Annotated in this window: 17 protein-coding genes; 12 read left to right on the plus strand and 5 right to left on the minus strand. The window is 61.8% G+C overall.

Annotated elements, in window-relative coordinates:
• Positions 1-174 precede the first annotated feature (174 nt).
• Entirely contained in the window at positions 175-3,087 is a 2,913-nt protein-coding gene (locus BLU01_RS11250; protein ID WP_092274866.1) for an aminotransferase, read from the minus strand.
• Positions 3,088-3,262: 175 nt separating this feature from the next.
• On the opposite strand from BLU01_RS11250, the gene rfbB reads away from it, so the two are divergent.
• Genes rfbB through BLU01_RS11285 form a run of 7 tightly spaced genes read left to right on the plus strand, consistent with a single transcriptional unit; the run spans position 3,263 to position 10,355 of the window.
• Complete coding sequence (gene rfbB, locus BLU01_RS11255; RefSeq protein ID WP_092281578.1) at positions 3,263-4,345, plus strand: dTDP-glucose 4,6-dehydratase; 1,083 nt, start codon at positions 3,263-3,265, stop codon at positions 4,343-4,345.
• Positions 4,342-5,217 (plus strand): glucose-1-phosphate thymidylyltransferase RfbA, encoded by an 876-nt coding sequence (gene rfbA / locus BLU01_RS11260; RefSeq protein WP_092274869.1) that lies wholly within the window; start codon positions 4,342-4,344, stop codon positions 5,215-5,217. Before rfbB ends, rfbA begins: the two co-directional genes overlap by 4 nt.
• A complete protein-coding gene (rfbC, locus tag BLU01_RS11265; protein ID WP_092274872.1) occupies positions 5,214-5,759 on the plus strand; it encodes a dTDP-4-dehydrorhamnose 3,5-epimerase in 546 nt (181 codons plus the stop codon). The genes rfbA and rfbC overlap by 4 nt, the downstream gene beginning before the upstream one ends.
• Complete coding sequence (gene rfbD / locus BLU01_RS11270) at positions 5,756-6,625, plus strand: dTDP-4-dehydrorhamnose reductase (RefSeq protein WP_092274875.1); 870 nt, start codon at positions 5,756-5,758, stop codon at positions 6,623-6,625. The genes rfbC and rfbD overlap by 4 nt, the downstream gene beginning before the upstream one ends.
• Positions 6,626-6,661: 36 nt before the next feature.
• Complete coding sequence (locus tag BLU01_RS11275; protein ID WP_092274879.1) at positions 6,662-8,470, plus strand: sensor histidine kinase; 1,809 nt, start codon at positions 6,662-6,664, stop codon at positions 8,468-8,470.
• Positions 8,467-9,861, plus strand: coding sequence for a sigma-54-dependent transcriptional regulator (locus BLU01_RS11280; protein ID WP_092274882.1), 1,395 nt, complete (start codon positions 8,467-8,469; stop codon positions 9,859-9,861). The genes BLU01_RS11275 and BLU01_RS11280 overlap by 4 nt, the downstream gene beginning before the upstream one ends.
• 38 nt (positions 9,862-9,899) lie before the next feature.
• Positions 9,900-10,355, plus strand: coding sequence for a YiiD C-terminal domain-containing protein (locus tag BLU01_RS11285; protein WP_092274885.1), 456 nt, complete (start codon positions 9,900-9,902; stop codon positions 10,353-10,355).
• Between the two features lie 131 nt (positions 10,356-10,486).
• Here BLU01_RS11285 and cysQ read toward each other — a convergent pair whose 3' ends face one another.
• Complete coding sequence (cysQ, locus tag BLU01_RS11290) at positions 10,487-11,314, minus strand: 3'(2'),5'-bisphosphate nucleotidase CysQ (protein ID WP_092274888.1); 828 nt, start codon at positions 11,312-11,314, stop codon at positions 10,487-10,489.
• Positions 11,311-11,877 carry an ADP compounds hydrolase NudE gene (gene nudE, locus BLU01_RS11295; RefSeq protein WP_092274891.1) on the minus strand — a complete coding sequence of 189 codons (567 nt, stop codon included), beginning with the start codon at positions 11,875-11,877 and terminating at the stop codon, positions 11,311-11,313. Before nudE ends, cysQ begins: the two co-directional genes overlap by 4 nt.
• Positions 11,878-11,967: 90 nt before the next feature.
• On the opposite strand from nudE, the gene yrfG reads away from it, so the two are divergent.
• Complete coding sequence (gene yrfG / locus BLU01_RS11300) at positions 11,968-12,630, plus strand: GMP/IMP nucleotidase (RefSeq protein WP_092274894.1); 663 nt, start codon at positions 11,968-11,970, stop codon at positions 12,628-12,630.
• A 123-nt stretch (positions 12,631-12,753) separates the two neighbouring features.
• On the opposite strand, the gene lysM is transcribed toward yrfG, so the two are convergent.
• Positions 12,754-13,197, minus strand: a complete 444-nt coding sequence (lysM, locus tag BLU01_RS11305) for a peptidoglycan-binding protein LysM (protein ID WP_092274897.1) — start codon at positions 13,195-13,197, stop codon at positions 12,754-12,756.
• Positions 13,198-13,333: 136 nt separating this feature from the next.
• Between lysM and BLU01_RS11310 the strand changes: the two genes are divergently transcribed.
• The 4 genes from BLU01_RS11310 to BLU01_RS11325 all read left to right on the plus strand — a co-directional run bounded on the left by BLU01_RS11310 (position 13,334) and on the right by BLU01_RS11325 (position 18,332).
• Complete coding sequence (locus tag BLU01_RS11310; RefSeq protein ID WP_092274901.1) at positions 13,334-14,221, plus strand: LysR family transcriptional regulator; 888 nt, start codon at positions 13,334-13,336, stop codon at positions 14,219-14,221.
• 94 nt (positions 14,222-14,315) lie between these two features.
• Positions 14,316-15,155, plus strand: a complete 840-nt coding sequence (fdhD, locus tag BLU01_RS11315) for a formate dehydrogenase accessory sulfurtransferase FdhD (RefSeq protein ID WP_092274904.1) — start codon at positions 14,316-14,318, stop codon at positions 15,153-15,155.
• The gene (locus BLU01_RS11320) at positions 15,152-17,500 is read left to right on the plus strand and encodes an FdhF/YdeP family oxidoreductase (protein WP_092274908.1); all 2,349 of its coding nucleotides are present in this window, start codon (positions 15,152-15,154) and stop codon (positions 17,498-17,500) included. The genes fdhD and BLU01_RS11320 overlap by 4 nt, the downstream gene beginning before the upstream one ends.
• A 346-nt stretch (positions 17,501-17,846) precedes the next feature.
• Positions 17,847-18,332: a glycine zipper domain-containing protein gene (locus tag BLU01_RS11325; protein ID WP_092274912.1), complete on the plus strand. Its 486-nt coding sequence runs from the start codon at positions 17,847-17,849 to the stop codon at positions 18,330-18,332.
• Positions 18,333-18,398: 66 nt separating this feature from the next.
• On the opposite strand, the gene BLU01_RS11330 is transcribed toward BLU01_RS11325, so the two are convergent.
• Entirely contained in the window at positions 18,399-18,818 is a 420-nt protein-coding gene (locus BLU01_RS11330) for an acyl-CoA thioesterase (RefSeq protein WP_092274915.1), read from the minus strand.
• Between the last annotated feature and the right edge of the window lie 74 nt (positions 18,819-18,892).

Consider the following 18,892-nt stretch of genomic DNA (forward strand, 5'->3'; position numbering starts at 1 on the left):
TCGCCTCAAGCCCTTCCGTCTAAAAACAAGCAGAAAACACCGATAACAATCGGATTAAACACCCGCCACTGTAGGAGTGAGCCTGCTCGCGATCAAGCCGGCCCAGACACTAAAAATGTTGAATGGAAGACCGCCATCGCGAGCAGGCTCACTCCTACAAGGGATAGAGGGGTTTCATAAACCTTCCGCGAGCACTTTGGAGAGCATGTCGACAAAGAAATCCACGCTGCGGCGCGAGGTGACCATTGGCGGTTTGATTTTCAGCACGTTGAGGTAATCCCCGGTCGGCTGCATGAAAATCCCCAACTCACGCAAGCGCTCACACAGCGCCGTGGTTTCTTCGGTCGCCGGTTCCAGGGTTTCCCGATCGCGGATCAACTCGACGCCGAGGTAAAAACCCGAACCGTGCACCGCGCCGACCAGCGGATGAATGTCGATCAGCGCTTCGAGCCGCTGCTTGAAATGGCCACCGACGATCTGCGCGTTATCCCAGAGTTTTTCTTCTTCCATCACATCCAGCACCGCCATGCCGATCTGGCAACTGACCGGACTGCCGCCCGCCGAGGAGAAAAAGTAACCCTCGGCCTCCAGCGCTTCGGCGATTTCCCGGCGAGTGATCACCGCGCCCAATGGCTGACCGTTGCCCATGCCTTTGGCCATGGTGATGATGTCCGGGACCACGCCCTGCTCCTCGAAACCCCAGAAAAAATCGCCCATGCGCCCGTAACCGACCTGCACTTCATCGGCAATGCACACGCCGCCGCGCGCGCGGACCAGCGCGTACACCTGTTGCAGATAACCGGGCGGCAACGAGATGCCGCCGGCGTTGCCGTACACCGGTTCGCAGATAAACCCGGCCAACTGCCGGTTCTGCTCGGCGATTTTCGCCAGGTTGTGCTCGACGCTGCGCACGTAATCCGCCGCGCTGTGCGGGCCGCGGAATTCGCCGCGATAGGTGTTCGGCGCAACCACCGGGTGCACCCACTCCGGGCGGCTGCTCAGGGCTTGCGGGTTGTCGGCAATCGACGTCGAGACCGCGTCCGCGCCCACCGTCCAGCCGTGATAGGCCTCCAGCACGCTGAGCATGTCGCGACCGCCGCTGTAAGCCCACGCCAAGCGGATCGCCAAGTCATTGGCCTCGCTGCCGCTGTTGACCAGAAACACCCGATCCATGCCGTCCGGCGACAACTTCAACAGCCGTTCGGAAAACTCCGCGACCGCCGCATAGTTGAAACGCGAATTGGTGTTGAGCAGCGACCACTGACGGCTGGCGACGGCGGCCATGCGCGGATGCCCGTGGCCGAGCACCGCGACGTTGTTGAGCATGTCGAGGTAGGAGCGGCCCTGCATGTCGATCAGGTGATTGCGCCAGCCGCGCTCGATGCGCGGCGGGTCGGCGTAATAGTGTTTTTGCGTGCGGGCGAAACTGGCGTCGCGGCGCGCAAGCAAGGTCTGCGAATCCAGCTCCGGTTCGGCATCACACGCCAGGCCGAGCAGCGCCGCCGGCGACGGGCACAGCGCTTGCCAGGCCAACGCGCGCGACGGCGAGCAAAACAGTGGCGCCTCGAAAGAACTGCCACGGCACAACTGCACAATCAGCGGACCGTTGACCCCCCCCAGCGTCTGACCTTTGGCCAGTGCCGCGCCGCTTTGTTGAGAAGAATTCACCCCCCACAAACGCACACTGAATGGCTCGCCATCAAGCTGCAACACGCCCGCAAACGGCTGCTGCACAACCCCGGCAAACGGCGCTGCGACCGCTGTGCCGTGGGGCACGCGCAACTCGACGTGCAACGGACAGGTATCCGGTTCAGCGGCGCTGTCCGGCTCGGTGCGCGACAAACGATATTGACCGTAACGACTCGCCGCCAGACCGTGCACCGCCGCCGCTTCGTCGAGCAAACGCTGATCGATGCCTGCCTGCTGCCAATTGCCGGCCTCGAAATGAGCGCTGAGCACGCCGAGGTCGATCAAGGCAAATTCGCGCCCGACCAGACTCGGCAATAACGGCGCAAAACCTTCATGGCTCAGGCTCGGCAAGGTCTGGCCAACCGCCGTCAAAATCGCCGCTTCCATCAGCTCCAGCGGCACCGAAGTGGCGACGCGGAAAATTTCCCATTCGTGGCTCAAGTTGTCGCGACTGTATTGATTGCCCGGGTCGATGCTGACCTGCTGCTCGCCACTGAGCACCAGCACCGCTGCACGCGCGACGATCAACGGCCACAGCGCTTTCAGCTCTTCAGGCTGCAACGGATTGCTCGCGTGATACGCCTGCACCGCCGGCAAAATGTAAAACGGATCGCCCTCGGCGTGATGCAGCAACGCCGCGCAGGTCACCGACAAATCGGTGATGCGCCAAGTGCGAATCAAGTCGCCGAAATCGATCACACCCTGCAACTGCCACTGACGTTGCGCATCGCGCTGCCACACGACGTTATCGTCGGTGATGTCCATGTGAATCGCCTGCACCGGCAGCTTGTCGATCAGTGGCAGCAGGCGTTGCTCGGCGTGTTCGGCGGCCTCGGCGACTAAAGCGCGTTGTCGCTCATCAGCGATCACCGGCAGCAAATGCGCGATCAGCGCGTGGGCGTGGCGGGCGTCCCATTGCAGCGTGCGCTCAAGCCCGGCGTGCTCGAACGTCGCCAGCGCCAGGTCCATGTCGGCGCACAGCCGCCCGAAACCACTGACCACCGAACCCGGCAGGTGCGCAAGTTGCGTCAACGGCTGGCCTTCAATGTAGTCGAGCAGACGCACATGCAGCGGCTGCCCCTCGACGTCGAGCGAGAGAATCTCTTCGCCGCAATTGGCCGCCATCACCCGTGGCACCGGCACCTGCGAATGCTCGGCCAGATGCTTGAGCCCGGCGTGTTGCGCCTGCAATTCGATCTTCGCGTAATCGCCCCGACAAATTTTCAGGACAAATCGCCCACGCTCACTGTCGACGCGGTAGTTCAGATCCTGCTGACTGCCCAGCGCCTGCAACGTCCCGCTCAAGCCGTAATGCCGCTGCAGCAGCGCCAACGCTTGCGCCGCAGACACTTGCGGGCTGGGCAAACTGGCGCGATGAATCAACGTGGCGAGCGGCATACAACGACCCCTGAAATGTTATTTGGCGCCTATATCGCCATTGCCTCGGGGGATAATCAACCCCTGCTGCGGCGGCAAAAGCCAAATACGACCAACAACCCTCTTGCACCACCCCGCTCCTGCCGACAAGCTATGCTCATTCGTTTTATCGTCTTACGGAAAAAGGTTGGCCAACATGCGTATTCTCATCACCGGCGGTGCCGGTTTCATTGGCTCGGCCCTGATCCGCCACCTGATTCGGCACACCGAGCACGAAGTGCTCAACCTCGACAAGCTGACCTACGCCGGCAATCTCGAATCGCTGACCAGCATCGCCACCGATACCCGCTACGAATTCGTCCAGGCCGACATCGTCGATCAGGCCGCCGTGAGCGCGGTGCTGGCACGCTTTCAGCCACACGCGATCATGCACTTGGCGGCAGAATCCCACGTCGACCGTTCCATCGACGGTCCGTCGGATTTCATCCAGACCAATATTGTCGGCACCTACAGCCTGCTCGAGGCCACTCGCGCCTACTGGCTGACCTTGGCCGAAGCCGAGAAAAGCGCTTTCCGCTTCCATCACATTTCCACCGACGAGGTGTACGGCGACCTGCACGGCGTCGATGACCTGTTCACCGAAACCACGCCCTACGCGCCGAGCTCGCCGTACTCCGCCAGCAAAGCCGCGTCCGACCACTTGGTTCGCGCCTGGCAGCGCACCTACGGGTTGCCAGTGCTGCTGACCAATTGCTCGAACAATTACGGGCCGTTCCACTTCCCGGAAAAACTCATTCCGCTGGTGATCCTCAATGCGCTGGCGGGCAAGCCGCTGCCGGTGTACGGCAACGGCCTGCAAGTGCGCGACTGGCTGTTCGTCGAGGATCACGCCCGCGCGCTGCTCAAAGTGGTGACCGAAGGCGTGGTCGGCGAGACCTACAACATTGGCGGCCACAACGAGCAGAAGAACATCGACGTGGTGCGCGGGATCTGTGCGCTGCTCGAAGAATTGGCGCCGAACAAACCGCAAGGCGTCGCGCAGTTTGCCGACCTGATCACTTTTGTTCAGGACCGCCCTGGCCACGACCTGCGCTACGCAATCGACGCCAGCAAAATTGAGCGCGAGCTCGGCTGGGTGCCGGAAGAAACCTTCGAAACCGGCCTGCGCAAAACCGTGCAGTGGTATTTGGATAATCTCGAATGGTGCCGCCGCGTGCAGGATGGCAGCTATCAGGGCCAACGCCTGGGCGCCATCGACATCAAGGAGCTGCTCGCATGATGAAAGGTATTGTTTTGGCCGGTGGCTCGGGCACGCGCCTGCACCCGATCACGTTGGGCGTGTCCAAACAGCTGCTGCCGGTGTACGACAAACCGATGATCTATTACCCGATCTCCGTGTTGATGCTGGCCGGCATCAAGGACATTTTGCTGATTTCGACACCGCACGACCTGCCGCAATATCGCAACCTGTTGGGCGACGGCAGCCAGTTCGGGGTGAACTTCAGCTACGCCGAACAGCCCTCGCCGGACGGCTTGGCGCAGGCCTTTCTGATCGGTGAAGAATTTATCGGCGACGACCCGGTGTGCCTGATCCTCGGCGACAACATCTTCCACGGCCAGCACTTTGGCGATCAATTGAAGAACGCCGCAAAACGCCCTTCCGGCGCCACGGTGTTCGGCTATTGGGTCAAGGACCCGGAGCGCTTCGGCGTGATTGATTTCGACAGCGAAGGACGCGCGCTGTCGATTGAAGAAAAACCGAAAACCCCGAAATCCAGCTATGCCGTCACCGGCCTGTATTTCTACGACAACGACGTGATCAAGATCGCCAAAGCAGTGAAACCGTCACCGCGCGGCGAACTGGAAATCACCGACGTCAACAACGCCTACCTCACACGCGGCGACTTGCAGGTCGAGCGTTTCGGCCGTGGTTTTGCCTGGCTCGACACCGGCACCCACGACAGCCTGCTGGAAGCGTCGCAGTACGTGCAGACCATCGAACACCGCCAGGGTCTGAAAGTCGCCTGCCTCGAAGAAATCGCCTACGAGAACGGCTGGATCAGCCGCGAACTGTTGCTCGAACGCGCGGCTTATTTCGGCAAGACCGGTTACGGCCAGTACCTGTTCATGCTCGCCGGAGAAGCGCAATGAACGTGATTGAAACCGCCCTGCCCGGCGTGCTGATCATCGAACCGAAAGTCTTCGGTGACGAGCGTGGGTTTTTCTACGAAAGCTTCAACGCCAAGGCATTCGCCGAAGCCACTGGCCTCAACACGCAGTTCGTTCAGGACAACCATTCGCGCTCGCAGCGAGGCGTGCTGCGTGGCTTGCACTATCAGTTGGAAAACGTTCAGGGAAAACTGGTGCGCGTCACTGCCGGTGAAGTGCTCGACGTGGCGGTGGACATTCGCCGCAGCTCGGCACATTTCGGCCAGTGGGTGGCGGTACGTTTGTCTGCCGACAATCACCGTCAACTCTGGGTACCTGAAGGGTTTGCCCACGGTTTTGTGGTGCTTAGCGACGTCGCCGAATTCCTCTACAAAACCACCGATTACTACACGCCGTCCGCTGAGCGCTGCATTCGCTGGGACGACCCAACCCTGGCCATCGACTGGCAACTGCACGCCGCGCCGCAACTGTCGGCCAAGGATCAGAACGGTAAAAGTCTGCTTGAGGCTGATCTGTTCCCATGAAAATCCTCATCAACGGCCAGCACGGGCAAGTCTCGCAAGAACTGCAACGGCATTTGAGCCACCTCGGCGAGCTGGTCGTGCTCGGTCGCGAACAGCTCGACCTGGCGCAACCCGAGCAGATCCGCCAACAGGTGCAACGCATTCGCCCGGACTTGATCATCAACGCCGCCGCACACACAGCCGTCGACCAAGCGGAAAGCGAGCCGGAACTGGCGTTTGCGATCAACGCCAGCGCGCCGGGGATTCTCGCCGAACAAGCGCTTGAACTGGGCGTCCCGTTGATTCACTACTCCACCGATTACGTGTTCGATGGCAGCAAACCCGCGCCCTACACCGAGGACGACGCGCCCAACCCGCTCGGCGTCTACGGCAAAAGCAAACTGGCGGGCGAACAGGCGATCAGCGCGGTGCAGGGCCAGCATCTGATCCTGCGCACCAGTTGGGTCTACTCGACCCACGGGCGCAATTTTCTGCTGACCATGCAGCGCTTGCTCCAGGAAAAACCGGAAATGCGCATCGTCGCCGATCAGATCGGCGCGCCGACCTGGGCCGGCACGATTGCTCGCAGCACGTTGGCGCTGATCGAGCGTTGGCAGGCCGGGAATCCCGGAGCGTGGGGCACTTATCACCTGACCGCGCAGGGTGAAACTTCGTGGTTCGGTTTCGCCCAGGCCATCGGCGCAGCGCTGCGCGAACAAGGCAAGCCGTGCGCGCACCTGCTGCCGATTCCGTCCAGCGATTACCCGACGCCGGCCGCGCGCCCGTTGAACTCACGGCTCGACTGCTCGCGACTGCAACGCGAGTGGGGCGTCAGCCAGGCGGATTGGCAAACCGCGCTGCGCGAGTGTCTTGCCGAGCAACCCTAGGCATAATGCGCCTGTCCCCCCAGGCGCTCGATGCTCATGACTCCGACCCTCCCCCGCAGACCTCGCTGGCGCAGTCTGGCCCTGCTCGCGCTGTGCCTGGCGCCTCTGCTGTGGCCGCTGCAGCATCTGGCCGAGCGTTATTACCGCAGCGAACTGGCCGGGCAGAATCGTCAGACCCTCGACCTCTACGTCGCCAACCTGCTGGGCACGCTGCATCGCTATGAAGTGTTGCCGCAGATTCTCGGCGACCTGCCGGCGCTGCGCGCGGTGCTCGGCGCGCCCGACGATGGCGTCACCCAGGGCAACGCCAACCGCTTGCTGAAAAACATCAGCGCGCAGTCCGGCGCCGAAGTCATGTACCTGATGGACACCAGCGGCAAGACCCTCGCGGCGTCGAATTGGGACAAACACGACAGTTTTGTCGGGCGCAATTTCTCCTTCCGGCCGTACTTCAGCGAAGCCATGGCCGGGCGCCTCGGGCGCTTCTTCGGGCTGGGCACGACCTCGGCCAAACGCGGTTACTTCTTCGCCGCTGCGGTGCGCGAGGGCGAAAAAATCATCGGCGTGCTGGTGGTCAAAGTCGACCTCGACCACACCGAAAGCCTGTGGGGCAAAACCCCGGAACAACTGCTGGTGACCGATCACAACGGCGTGGTCATTCTCACTTCGCGGCCGGAGTGGCGCTTTCGCTCGACCCGCGCCTTGAGTGACGCAGAGAACACCGCCATCAGCGCGATTCAGCCGTACCCGACGCGCGATCCCCGGCCACTGCGGCTCAATCCCAACGCCTGGCTGACGCAGACGCAACAGATCGAAGAAACCGGCTGGAACGTCAGCATTCTCGCGCCGCGCACGTTGATTGACCGCCCGGTGCGCACCGTCGTCGCGATCGGCGGCGCGACGTTGCTGGTGTTGATGCTGCTGCTCGGCTTGATGATGCAGCGCCGTCGGCATTACCTGGAACGCATCGCGTTCGAAGCCAAGGCCCGCCGCGAGCTCGAAGGTCGCGTCGCCGAGCGCACCAGCGACCTCGAAGGCCTCAACCGCCGTTTGAAACAGGAAGTATTGGAGCGCGAACAGGCGCAACAGGAACTGGTCCGCGCGCAGGATGATCTGGTTCAGGCCGGCAAACTGTCGGCGCTGGGGACGATGTCGGCGAGCATCAGCCACGAGCTCAATCAGCCGCTGGCGGCGATCCGCAGCTACGCGGAAAACGCTGAAGTGTTGCTCGATCATCAGCGCACCGACGATGCGCGCGGCAACCTCAAACTGATCAGTGAACTGACCGGGCGCATGGCCTCGATCATCGCCCACTTGCGCGCGTTCGCCCGCCGCGACCGCCACGCCCCGGAAAGCGTCGCCCTGCAACCGGCACTGGACGATGCGCTGGCGTTGCTGGCCAAGCGCCGACGCAGCATGGAAGTCGAATTGATCCGCGATCTGCCGGCGGCGACCTTGTGGGTCGAGGCTGGCGAAACCCGCCTGCGCCAAGTGCTCGGCAACCTGCTGGCCAACGCTCTCGATGCCCTCACCGAAAAAGGCCCGCCGCGCAAACTCTGGCTGAGTGCCCAATCCACCAGCGAAGGCGTCAACCTGTACATTCGCGACAACGGCCCGGGGTTTTGCATGGAAGCCCTCGGCCGCGCGAGCGAGCCTTTTTACACGACCAAGACCCGCACTCAGGGCCTCGGGCTGGGCCTGGCGATTTGCGAAACCCTGATGCGCGCCTTCGGCGGTGAACTGTCGTTCGCCAACCACAAGGAGGGCGGCGCCCTGATTACCCTGAAGCTGCGCGCAGGCGCACCCGGCGTGAGCCTGCAACCGTCCGAGGACCGAAGTGCATGACCATCGATAACCGCATTCAGGTGGTGTTGATCGACGATGATCCGCATCTGCGCCAAGCCCTGAGCCAGACGCTGGACCTCGCCGGCCTGAAGATTCTGCCGCTGGCCGAAGCCAAGGGCCTGGCCGCGCAACTGGAGCGCGACTGGCCGGGCGTGGTGGTCAGCGACATCCGCATGCCGGGCATGGACGGCCTCGAATTGCTGACCGAGCTGCACGCCCAGGACCCGGAGCTGCCGGTGCTGCTGATCACCGGCCACGGCGATGTGCCGCTGGCGGTGCAGGCGATGCGCGCCGGAGCGTATGACTTTCTCGAAAAACCCTTCGCCAGCGATGCCCTGCTCGACAGCGTGCGCCGCGCCCTCGACTTGCGCCGTTTGGTGCTGGACAACCGCAGCCTGCGCCTGGCCCTCAGCGACCGCAATGAACTGAGCACCCGACTGGTCGGGCAATCGGCGCAAATGCTGCGTTTGCGCGAGCAGATCGGCGCGCTCGCGGCGACCAAGGCTGACGTGCTGATCCTCGGCGAAACCGGCGCCGGCAAAGAAGTGGTGGCGCGGGCGCTGCACGATTTGTCGAGCCGGCGTAACGGTCCGTTTGTCGCGATCAATGCCGGCGCGCTGGCCGAATCGGTGGTCGAGAGCGAGCTGTTCGGTCACGAGCCCGGCGCGTTTACCGGCGCGCAAAAACGCCGTATCGGCAAGTTCGAATTCGCCAATGGCGGCACGCTGTTCCTCGATGAAATCGAAAGCATGAGCCTCGACGTGCAGGTCAAATTGCTGCGCATGTTGCAGGAACGGGTGGTCGAGCGCTTGGGCGGCAATCAGTTGATCCCGCTGGACATCCGCGTGATCGCCGCGACCAAGGAAGACTTGCGCCAGGCCGCCGATCAAGGGCGTTTTCGCGCCGACTTGTATTACCGCTTGAACGTCGCGCCGCTGCGCATTCCGCCGCTGCGTGAACGCGGCGAAGATGCGCTGATGCTGTTCCAGCATTTCGCCGATGAGGCCAGCGCCCGCCACGGTTTGCCGCCGCACGAATTGCAACCGGGGCAACGCGCGTTGTTGCTGCGCCACAACTGGCCGGGCAACGTGCGCGAACTGCAAAACGCCGCTGAACGTTTCGCCCTCGGTCTGGAATTGGCGCTGGATAACAGTGCATTTGAGGGCGGTGCCGGGACCACGGTGGAAGTGCTCAGCGGCGGGCTCAGCGAGCAGGTCGAGAACTTCGAGAAAACCCTGATCGCCGCCGAACTCGCGCGCTCGCACAGCTCGGTGCGCAGCCTCGCCGAAGCCTTGGGCATTCCGCGTAAAACCTTGCACGACAAGTTGCGCAAGCACGGTTTGAACTTCGCCGACGGCGGCGCGCACAGCCACACCGACGAGCTCGATTGAGCCAGCGTTTTTTCATTTCAGCAAACAAGGGGCCGTGCATGAGCCGCGACAGTCGTCACCTGCAATCGATCCTCCACCACGACATTCCCCTGACGCGGGACATGGGCCTGACAGTGCTCGACTGGCATGACCAGCAACTGCGTTTGCAGTTGCCACTGGAGGCCAACGTCAATCACAAAAGCACCATGTTCGGCGGCAGTCTGTACTGCGGCGCGGTGCTGGCAGGTTGGGGCTGGCTGCATTTGCGCTTGCGTGAGGAAGGCATCGAAGACGGCCACATCGTGATTCAGGAAGGGCAGATCAGCTACCCGTTGCCGGTGACCAGCGATGCGATTGCGATTTGCCAGACACCGAGCGCGGCGGTGTGGAAGAAGTTTCTGGCGATGTATCAGCGCTACGGCCGGGCGCGATTGACGCTGAATTCGCGAATCGTGAACAGCGGAAGCGAAGAAGCGGCGGTGACGTTCAGCGGGCAATACGTGCTGCACCGCTGACAACTGATCTGGCCTCCAAAACCTGTGGGAGCGAGCTTGCTCGCGATAGCGGCATCACACTCAACATCAATGTTGACTGACCCACCGCCATCGCGAGCAAGCTCGCTCCCACATGGGTTCGAGTAGCAATCTTATCCGCGTGCAAGCTCCAACAACTTTTCGCGCCACGCAGCCTTGGCCGGCAGTGCCAGGAAGAACTCATTCAACAGCGATTCTCGCGCCGGATAGCTGAACGGCACGCCGCTCAATTCCAGCACCTCACCGCCCGCGCCTTCGAGCACGCCTTGCGCAGCCGCCGTGTCCCATTGCGATGTCGGCGCCAGGCGTGGATAACAATCCGCCGCGCCTTCGGCCAGCATGCAAAATTTCAGCGAACTGCCGAAATTTGCCAAGTGCAATTCGCCGAGGCTTTCGCTCAAACCGGCCAGCAAACGCTCTTGCTCAGGGCTGGAATGCCGACGGCTGGCAACCACGGTAAACGCCTCGCCCGCAGCAGGCACGTCGCGTACGTGAATCGGCAGCGGCGCCGCATCCTTGTCGCCGCGCCACGCGCCCAATCCCGCGCCACCGACGTAGAAACGTCCGTTGGTCGGCATCGACACCACGCCAAACACTACGCGGCCCTGCTCGATCAACGCGATGTTGACGGTGAATTCTTCGCTGCCGGCAATAAACTCCTTGGTCCCGTCCAACGGATCCACCAGCCACCAACGCTGCCACCCGGCGCGCACGCTCTGCGGGATGTTGGCGTCTTCTTCGGACAACACCGGAATACTCGGGTCCAGCGCTGTCAGCCCGTCGAGAATCAAATGGTGCGCCGCCAGGTCTGCGGCCGTCACCGGCGAATCATCCGACTTCGCCGTCACCGCGGTGTCGGTGCGCCAGAACGGCAGGATCGCGTCGCCAGCCCGCAGCGCCAATTCAATCACTGGCGCCATCAACGGATGCGGGAAATTCATGGCAGGAACACCCCGCGCTGGGTCAGCAGGTCACGGGCCAGGTACAGCGCCGCCAAGGCACGGCCCTCGGTGAATTTCGGGTTTTGCGCCAAACCGGACAATTCACGCAGGTTGATCTTCTCCACGCCCATCGGCTCGGGCTCGTCGCCCTCCAGGCTTTCTTCGTACAAGTCGGTGGCCAGCACCACTTGGATCTTCTGGCTCATATAACCGGGCGACAACGACAGCTCGGTCAGATGTTCCAGTTGCCGCGCGCCATACCCGGCCTCTTCCTTGAGCTCGCGCTCGGCCGCTGCCAGCACGTCCTCGCCCGGCTCGATCAAGCCTTTGGGCAACGACAATTCGTACTCGTCTGTACCGCCGCAATATTCCTCGACCAGCACTGCGTGGTCGGCATCGAGCATCGCCACGATCATCACCGCGCCATACCCGGCGCCCTTGCCGACCAGACGCTCGTAAGTGCGCTCGACGCCATTGGAAAAGCGCAGCTTCAGCTCTTCGACGCAGAATAAACGGCTGGTGGCGACGATCTCGCGGGCGAGTACGGTGGGTTTCTGGCGCATAGACGGCTCCTTGGCGTGAACGCGTTACTATACCCGGCCTATCCTGATTGTTGACCTCGGATATCTTTTTTACCGCTGGAGAAGTTTTTTATGTCCCTGCTGCCCTGGCGCGACATCGACACTGTGCTGCTGGACATGGACGGCACGCTGCTGGACCTGCATTACGACAACCATTTCTGGATGGAACACCTGCCGCAGCGATATGCCGAGTTGCACGGCGTCAGTCGGGCGATGGCGGAGATGGAGTTGCAGCCGCTGTTCGAGCGCAATGCCGGTCAGTTGCAATGGTATTGCCTGGATTTCTGGAGCGCCGAGCTGAAGATTCCGGTGCGCGAACTGAAACTGGAAACCGCTGATCTGATTGCCTTGCGCCCTGACGCCGACACGTTTCTGGCGGCGATCAAACGGGCTGGCAAACGCGTGGTGATGATCACCAATGCGCACCGCGATTCGTTGTCGCTGAAACTGGAACGGATTGAACTGGCGCCGTACTTCGAGCGTTTGATCAGCTCCCACGATTACGGGTTCGCCAAGGAAAATCCGCAGTTCTGGGACGCGCTGCAGGCCGATATCGGTTTTGACCCGGCGCGCAGCCTGTTCATCGACGACACGCTGCCGATCCTGCGCAGTGCGCGAGATTTTGGTGTGGCGCATTTGCTGGCCGTGAGCGAACCGGACAGCCGCAAAGGGCCGAAAGACACCGCTGAATTTGCGGCGGTCGGCGATTATCGCGACCTGATCGAAGGCCTCTGAGCCCGACACGTCTGCCTATTGTGGCGAGGGGGCTTGCCCCCGTTCGGCTGCGCAGCAGTCGCAAAAATCTTCGAACCGCTGCGCGACCCAACGGGGGCAAGCCCCCTCGCCACGGGTTTGTGGTTACTCAGGAATACGCAACGACTGGCCCGGATAGATCTTGTTTACGTCTTTGAGCATCGGTTTGTTTGCGTCAAAGATTTTCTGATACTTGTTGGCATCGCCGTAAACGCGCAGGGAAATCGCGCTGAGGGTGTCGCCCTTCTCGACCACGACAAATTTCGCTGCTACGAGCGTTGCCGCACCGGTCACGGTGATCTGATCATCAACACTACCAACGCCGGCGATATTGCCCACCGCCAGCAGAATCTTTTCTTTTTCTTCCTGGGACGCGACTTCACCGGTGACGGTGACCTTGTCGCCATCCACGGTGGCCTGCACATTCGGATTACCCAGACCGACCTTGCTGATGTGCTCCTTCAATTGTTCGCTGGCATTGGCGTTGCCGGGTGTCAGCAGGTCGAGCAGTTTCTCGCCTGCTTCTTTCACAAAACTCAAAAGGCTCATCGTGTTCTCTCCATGGGATAAGGGTCCAGACGCAAAAGACTAGACCAACCCGGCAACGCGCGGTTCCAACCCGACCAATGACGTCGGTCCGCCGCAAGCGCTAAAATCCCCAACCTCACCGCGCCCTGGAGCGAAGATGGACATCAAGCAGCTGAAATTCCTCATCGCCCTCGACGAAACCCGCCATTTCGGCCAAGCGGCGGCGCGGTGTCACATCACCCAGCCGACCTTGTCCATGCGCCTGCGCAGCCTCGAGGAAGAACTCGAGTTGCCGCTGGTCAATCGTGGCCAGCGCTTCGAAGGCTTTACCGCGCCGGGCGAGCGCGTGTTGGCCTGGGCGCGCACGGTGCTCGCGGCGTATGACGGCTTGCAGGCTGAAGCGGCGGCGTGTCGCGGCAATCTGGTCGGGACATTGCGCCTGGGCGTGGTGCCGCTGTCGAGTTTCGATCCGCTGCCGCTGATGCAACGCCTGCACAAGGAACACCCGAACCTGCGTTTCGAACTCTCGGCGTTGAGCTCCGAGCAGATCCTCGAGCAACTGGCGAACAACCGCCTCGACCTCGGCGTGTCCTACCTCGAACGCCTCGATGGCGAGCGCTTCGATTCGCTGGCGTTCAGCACCACGCGCATGGGCCTGCTCTACGATCAACGTTTCTACAGTTTTGGCGAGGCGCCGCTGAGTTGGGAAGCGCTGATCGAGCTGCCACTGGGCATGCTCACCAGCGGCATGCACTTTCGCCAATCCATCGACCACAACTTCCACAGTCGCGGGCTGACGCCGCAACCGTTGCTGCAAACCGATGCGGTCCACCAATTGTTACAAGCGGTGCACGGCGGATTTTGTTGCGCGGTGATGCCGCTGGAGGGAGGCCTGGAAAATCTCACCGACCACCTGCGCCTGCAACCGATCGACAATGCACAAACCCTCGGTCGGCTGGGGCTGATCATGCGTCGCGCGGCGCCACGTTCGGCGCTGGCCGAGGCGTGTTTCGCGATCTATCAGAAATCGCCGAGCGAGTCTTGATCGACGTCATCTATCGGCGGATCAGTATTAGCGATTAGACGCGACAAGTTGACGCGCCTAGGCTAGGAGCTGACCAAACCGTCGGTGATGCCCCATGAACGCCAAGCGCCCAACCTGCGCGGCGCCCGCACTCGAAACGCCCGCGCCTGCCGCCAGCCACACCTACAGTTACAGCGATCTGACCTACGCAGAATCGACCAGCACCGAGCTGGCCGAGGAAGTGGCGTTGGCGATCGCCTATAACGGCATCAGCCAAGCGGTGATGCTGGTAACGCCGACGGATCTGGAAGACTTTATTGTCGGTTTCAGCCTGGGCAGCGGCATCATCGAAGACGCCAGCGACATCTATGACCTGCAACTCAGCGGCGCGGGTTCGGCGCAATACGCGCAAGTGACCATCGCCAACCGCGCGTTCTGGAACCTCAAGCAACAACGTCGGCAACTGGCCGGCACCAGCGGTTGCGGGCTCTGCGGCGTCGAAGCGGTCGAGCAGGCGTTGCCGGACCTCAAAGTGTTGCCCGGCGCGCCGCTGCCTCCCGCGCAATGGCTCGACGGTTTGCGCCAGCGCATCGGCGCGTTCCAGCCATTGGGCCAGCATTGCGGCGCGGTGCACGCGGCGGTGTTCATGAACGGCCAAGGTGAATTGTTGCTGGGCCGCGAAGACATTGGCCGGCACAACGCGCTCGACAAGCTGATCGGCGGCCTGATCCGCCAGAACATACCCACTGCGGGCGGGCTGGCGATTGTCACCAGCCGTTGCAGCCTCGAATTGATCCAGAAAGTGCTGCGCGCAGGCATTCAGACCCTCGTCAGCCTGTCGTCGCCCACCGGCCTCGCCGTGCAATGGGCGCGCCGCCACAACCTCAATCTCATCCACCTGCCGCAGAAAAGTGCGCCGCGGGTTTACAGCCCAGCGATGGAGAATCAAGCGTGAGCCAACACAATCAAGCCGATCAGACCCCCGTCCCGCGCTACAAGCCTTACAAAGGCCCGGCCGGCGGTTGGGGCGCGCTGGTTAGCGTTGCCCGGGCATGGTTGACCAGCGACAACGCGCTGAAAAATCTGCGCATGATGCTCAAGACCAACAAGAACGGCGGTTTCGACTGCCCGGGTTGTGCCTGGGGTGATTCCAAGGAAGCCGGCATGGTCGCGTTCTGCGAGAACGGCGCCAAAGCGGTGAACTGGGAGGCGACCAAACGCCGTGTCGATGGCGCGTTCTTCGCCAAACACAGCGTCAGCTCGCTGCTCGATCAAAGTGATTACTGGCTCGAATACCAGGGCCGTTTGACCGAGCCGTTGAGCTACGATGCCGAGACCGATCGTTACAAGCCAATAAGCTGGGAAGCCGCGTTTGCCCTGATCGCCAAGCATTTGCAGGGTCTGTCGAGTCCCAACCAAGCCGAGTTCTATACTTCGGGCCGTGCCAGCAACGAAGCGGCGTATCTGTATCAATTGTTCGTGCGCACCTTCGGCACCAACAACTTTCCTGATTGCTCGAACATGTGCCACGAGGCCAGCGGTGTGGCGTTGGCGCAAAGTGTCGGCGTCGGCAAAGGCACGGTGACGTTCGAAGATTTCGAGCACGCCGATGCGATTTTTGTCTGGGGCCAGAACCCCGGCACCAACCACCCACGGATGCTCGAACCGCTGCGCGAAGCAGTGAAACGCGGCGCTCAGGTGGTGTGTGTCAACCCGCTGAAAGAGCGCGGGCTGGAGCGTTTCCAACACCCGCAACATCCGATCGAAATGCTCACCAATGGCGATAAACCCACCAACACCGCGTATTTCCGCCCGGCGTTGGGCGGCGACATGGCGCTGCTGCGCGGCATGGCGAAATTCCTGTTGTTGTGGGAACGCGATGCGCAGAAGGCTGGCACGCCGGCGGTGTTCGATCACGACTTCCTCAACGAACACAGCGCCAACGTCCTGGAATACCTGGGCACCATCGACGACACGCCGTGGGAGCAGATCGTCGAGCAGTCCGGCCTGACCTTGGTGGAAATCGAGCAAGCGGCGCGCATGTACGCCAAAGGCAAGAACGTCATCATGTGCTGGGCGATGGGCATCACCCAGCACCGCCATTCGGTGGCGACGATTCAGGAAATCGCCAACCTGATGCTGCTGCGCGGCAACATCGGCCGGCCCGGCGCCGGTTTGTGCCCGGTGCGCGGCCACAGCAACGTGCAGGGCGACCGCACGATGGGCATCAATGAGCGTCCGCCAGTGGCGTTCCTTGATTCACTGGAACGGCGCTTTCAGTTCAAAGTGCCGCGCGATAATGGGCACAACGTGGTCGAGGCGATTCACGCGATGGCCGACGGTCGCGCCAAAGTCTTCATCGGCCTGGGCGGCAACTTCGCTCAAGCGACCCCTGACAGCTCGCGCACCTTCCAGGCGCTGAGCAATTGCGACCTGACCGTGCAGATCAGCACCAAGCTCAACCGCAGCCATCTGGCCCACGGTAAAGAAGCGCTGATCCTGCCGTGCCTGGGCCGCACCGACATCGATATCCAGACTGAGGGCCCGCAAGCGGTCACCGTGGAAGATTCGTTCAGCATGGTCCACGCCTCCAACGGCCAGTTGCAGCGGTTGTCGAACCTGATGCGTTCGGAGCCAGCGATCATTGCCGGCATCGCCGCCGCAACGTTGGGCAGCAAACCGGTGGACTGGAACTGGCTGGTGGCCGATTACTCGCGCATCCGCGACTTGATCGCCGACACCATTCCGGGCTTTCGCGACTTCAATGAGCGGGTGAAAAATCCGGGCGGTTTCTACCTCGGCAACAGCGCTGGCGCACGCAAGTGGAACACGCCGTCGGGCCGCGCCAACTTCCGCGCCAACCTGCTGCCGAAAGATCTGGTGCACGAACGCACGCGCGCGACCGGCGTATTGCCGGATTTGATCATGCAATCGATGCGTTCCCACGATCAGTACAACACCACGATTTATGGTCTGGATGACCGTTATCGCGGGGTGAAGGGTCAGCGCGATGTGTTGTTTGTGAACGAGGCGGACATCATTCGTCTGGGCTTCAAGCCTGGGCAGAAAGCCGACATCGTGTCGATCTGGGACGATGGCCGCGAGCGTCGGGTCAAGGGCTTTACTTTGCTCGCGTTCGATATCCCTGCCGGACAGGCTGCGGCGTATTACCCGGAAGTGAACCCGCTGGTGCCGCTGGAGAGCACCGGGGACGGCAGCCATACGCCAACCTCGAAGTTTGTGGCGATTCGTCTGGAGATGGCCAGTGAGAGCGGTTTGATCATGGCCAAGTCGGCTTAGGGCGTTAGCAGGTCTGCTCTCTTCGCGGGCAGGCCTCGCTCCTACAGGTTCGTGTCGTTCGGATATTTCGCGGACGACTCCGATCTGTAGGAGCAAGGCTTGCCCGCGAAGGCGTCTGCCCGGACAACATAGGCTTCGGGTATTTTCCAAACGCCCACATAAAAGGCCGTTTTCTCGCAAAAATGGCCTATCCGAAGTAGCTAAAGACCGGCGAAAAACACTTAAGTTCCCTCGATAAAACAGTAACTTATCGAATTGTGTACAAGTCGTGTTACTCGTCGGATTTTGATTGTCACAATCCGCTCACCACCTCAGGATCGCGTCGTCATCCCCTTGAGGTTCCTCTATGAAGTTCTCCTCGATTCTCTTGTTGTCCCTTGGCCTGGTCAGTGGCTTCGCTTCTGCCGGAGGCACCACCGAAGCAGGTGTGGGCGGCGCATTGGGTGGAGTTCTGGGCTCGGTCGTCGGTCAGTCACTAGGCGGCAATACAGGTTCCACCATCGGCGCAGCCTTGGGCGGCGCGGGTGGTAGCGCAGTCGGCGCCGACAAACGCAGCCGTGGCGAAGCCGCCATTGGCGGTGCGTTGGGCGCAGCCGGCGGCAACGTAGTCGGTCGCAGCCTCGGCGGCGGCACCGGCAGCCTCATCGGCTCCGCAGCCGGCGGTGGTGCTGGCGGCGCGCTGGGTAACTACATGGGCAACAAAAGCGATGAGGACGACGACCGTCGCTCCTATCGCGGCCGTGATGATCGTCGCTACTACCGCGATGGCCACCCTGGCCGGGGTCATGCCTATGGCCACCGCAAGCATCACAAAAACTATCGTCATCGCTGAGGCCTGAAGGCTTAGCGGTCCGCTAGATGAAAATCGCAGCCTTCGGGCTGCGATTTTTTTTGCCTTTCAAACTACCAACCGTTCCAGCGCGCCGCGCAGCCCGGCAGGAATCGCCACTGGCTGGTTCGACGCCCGATCCACAAACACGTGGACGAAGCGCCCAGCCGCACAGGCTTCGTCCTCGCCGTGCTTGAACACCGCCAGTTCGTATTGCACCGAACTGTTGCCCAACTTGCCGACCCGCAGGCCGATCTCGATGCGATCCGGGAAAGCGATGGACGCAAAGTAATCGCACGCCGAACTCACGACAAAACCGACCACCTCGCCGTCATGGATATCCAGCCCGCCGACTTCGATCAGGTACGTGTTCACTGCCGTATCGAAGAAGCTGTAGTAGGTAACGTTATTAACGTGACCGTAGGCGTCGTTGTCGTGCCAGCGCGTGGTGATGGGCTGGAAGTGCGGGTAGTCGGTGCGTTGATTCATTGATTTCTCTCATTCTGAAGGATCGTTCCCATGCTCCGCGTGGGAATGCGTCAATGGACGCCCTGCGTCCGCTT

This window comes from Pseudomonas prosekii (assembly GCF_900105155.1).
GTDB classification, from domain to species: Bacteria; Pseudomonadota; Gammaproteobacteria; order Pseudomonadales; family Pseudomonadaceae; genus Aquipseudomonas; species Aquipseudomonas prosekii.

Coding starts and splice junctions, on each gene's coding strand:
- BLU01_RS11310 (WP_092274901.1), top strand. CDS start 13,334: ATGGACATCAAGCAGCTGAAATTCCTCATCGCCCTCGACGAAACCCGC.
- cysQ (WP_092274888.1), bottom strand. CDS start 11,314: ATGAATTTCCCGCATCCGTTGATGGCGCCAGTGATTGAATTGGCGCTG.
- BLU01_RS11325 (WP_092274912.1), top strand. CDS start 17,847: ATGAAGTTCTCCTCGATTCTCTTGTTGTCCCTTGGCCTGGTCAGTGGC.
- nudE (WP_092274891.1), bottom strand. CDS start 11,877: ATGCGCCAGAAACCCACCGTACTCGCCCGCGAGATCGTCGCCACCAGC.
- rfbD (WP_092274875.1), top strand. CDS start 5,756: ATGAAAATCCTCATCAACGGCCAGCACGGGCAAGTCTCGCAAGAACTG.
- BLU01_RS11275 (WP_092274879.1), top strand. CDS start 6,662: ATGACTCCGACCCTCCCCCGCAGACCTCGCTGGCGCAGTCTGGCCCTG.
- rfbB (WP_092281578.1), top strand. CDS start 3,263: ATGCGTATTCTCATCACCGGCGGTGCCGGTTTCATTGGCTCGGCCCTG.
- lysM (WP_092274897.1), bottom strand. CDS start 13,197: ATGAGCCTTTTGAGTTTTGTGAAAGAAGCAGGCGAGAAACTGCTCGAC.
- BLU01_RS11285 (WP_092274885.1), top strand. CDS start 9,900: ATGAGCCGCGACAGTCGTCACCTGCAATCGATCCTCCACCACGACATT.
- yrfG (WP_092274894.1), top strand. CDS start 11,968: ATGTCCCTGCTGCCCTGGCGCGACATCGACACTGTGCTGCTGGACATG.
- rfbC (WP_092274872.1), top strand. CDS start 5,214: ATGAACGTGATTGAAACCGCCCTGCCCGGCGTGCTGATCATCGAACCG.
- BLU01_RS11250 (WP_092274866.1), bottom strand. CDS start 3,087: ATGCCGCTCGCCACGTTGATTCATCGCGCCAGTTTGCCCAGCCCGCAA.
- BLU01_RS11330 (WP_092274915.1), bottom strand. CDS start 18,818: ATGAATCAACGCACCGACTACCCGCACTTCCAGCCCATCACCACGCGC.
- fdhD (WP_092274904.1), top strand. CDS start 14,316: ATGAACGCCAAGCGCCCAACCTGCGCGGCGCCCGCACTCGAAACGCCC.
- BLU01_RS11280 (WP_092274882.1), top strand. CDS start 8,467: ATGACCATCGATAACCGCATTCAGGTGGTGTTGATCGACGATGATCCG.
- rfbA (WP_092274869.1), top strand. CDS start 4,342: ATGATGAAAGGTATTGTTTTGGCCGGTGGCTCGGGCACGCGCCTGCAC.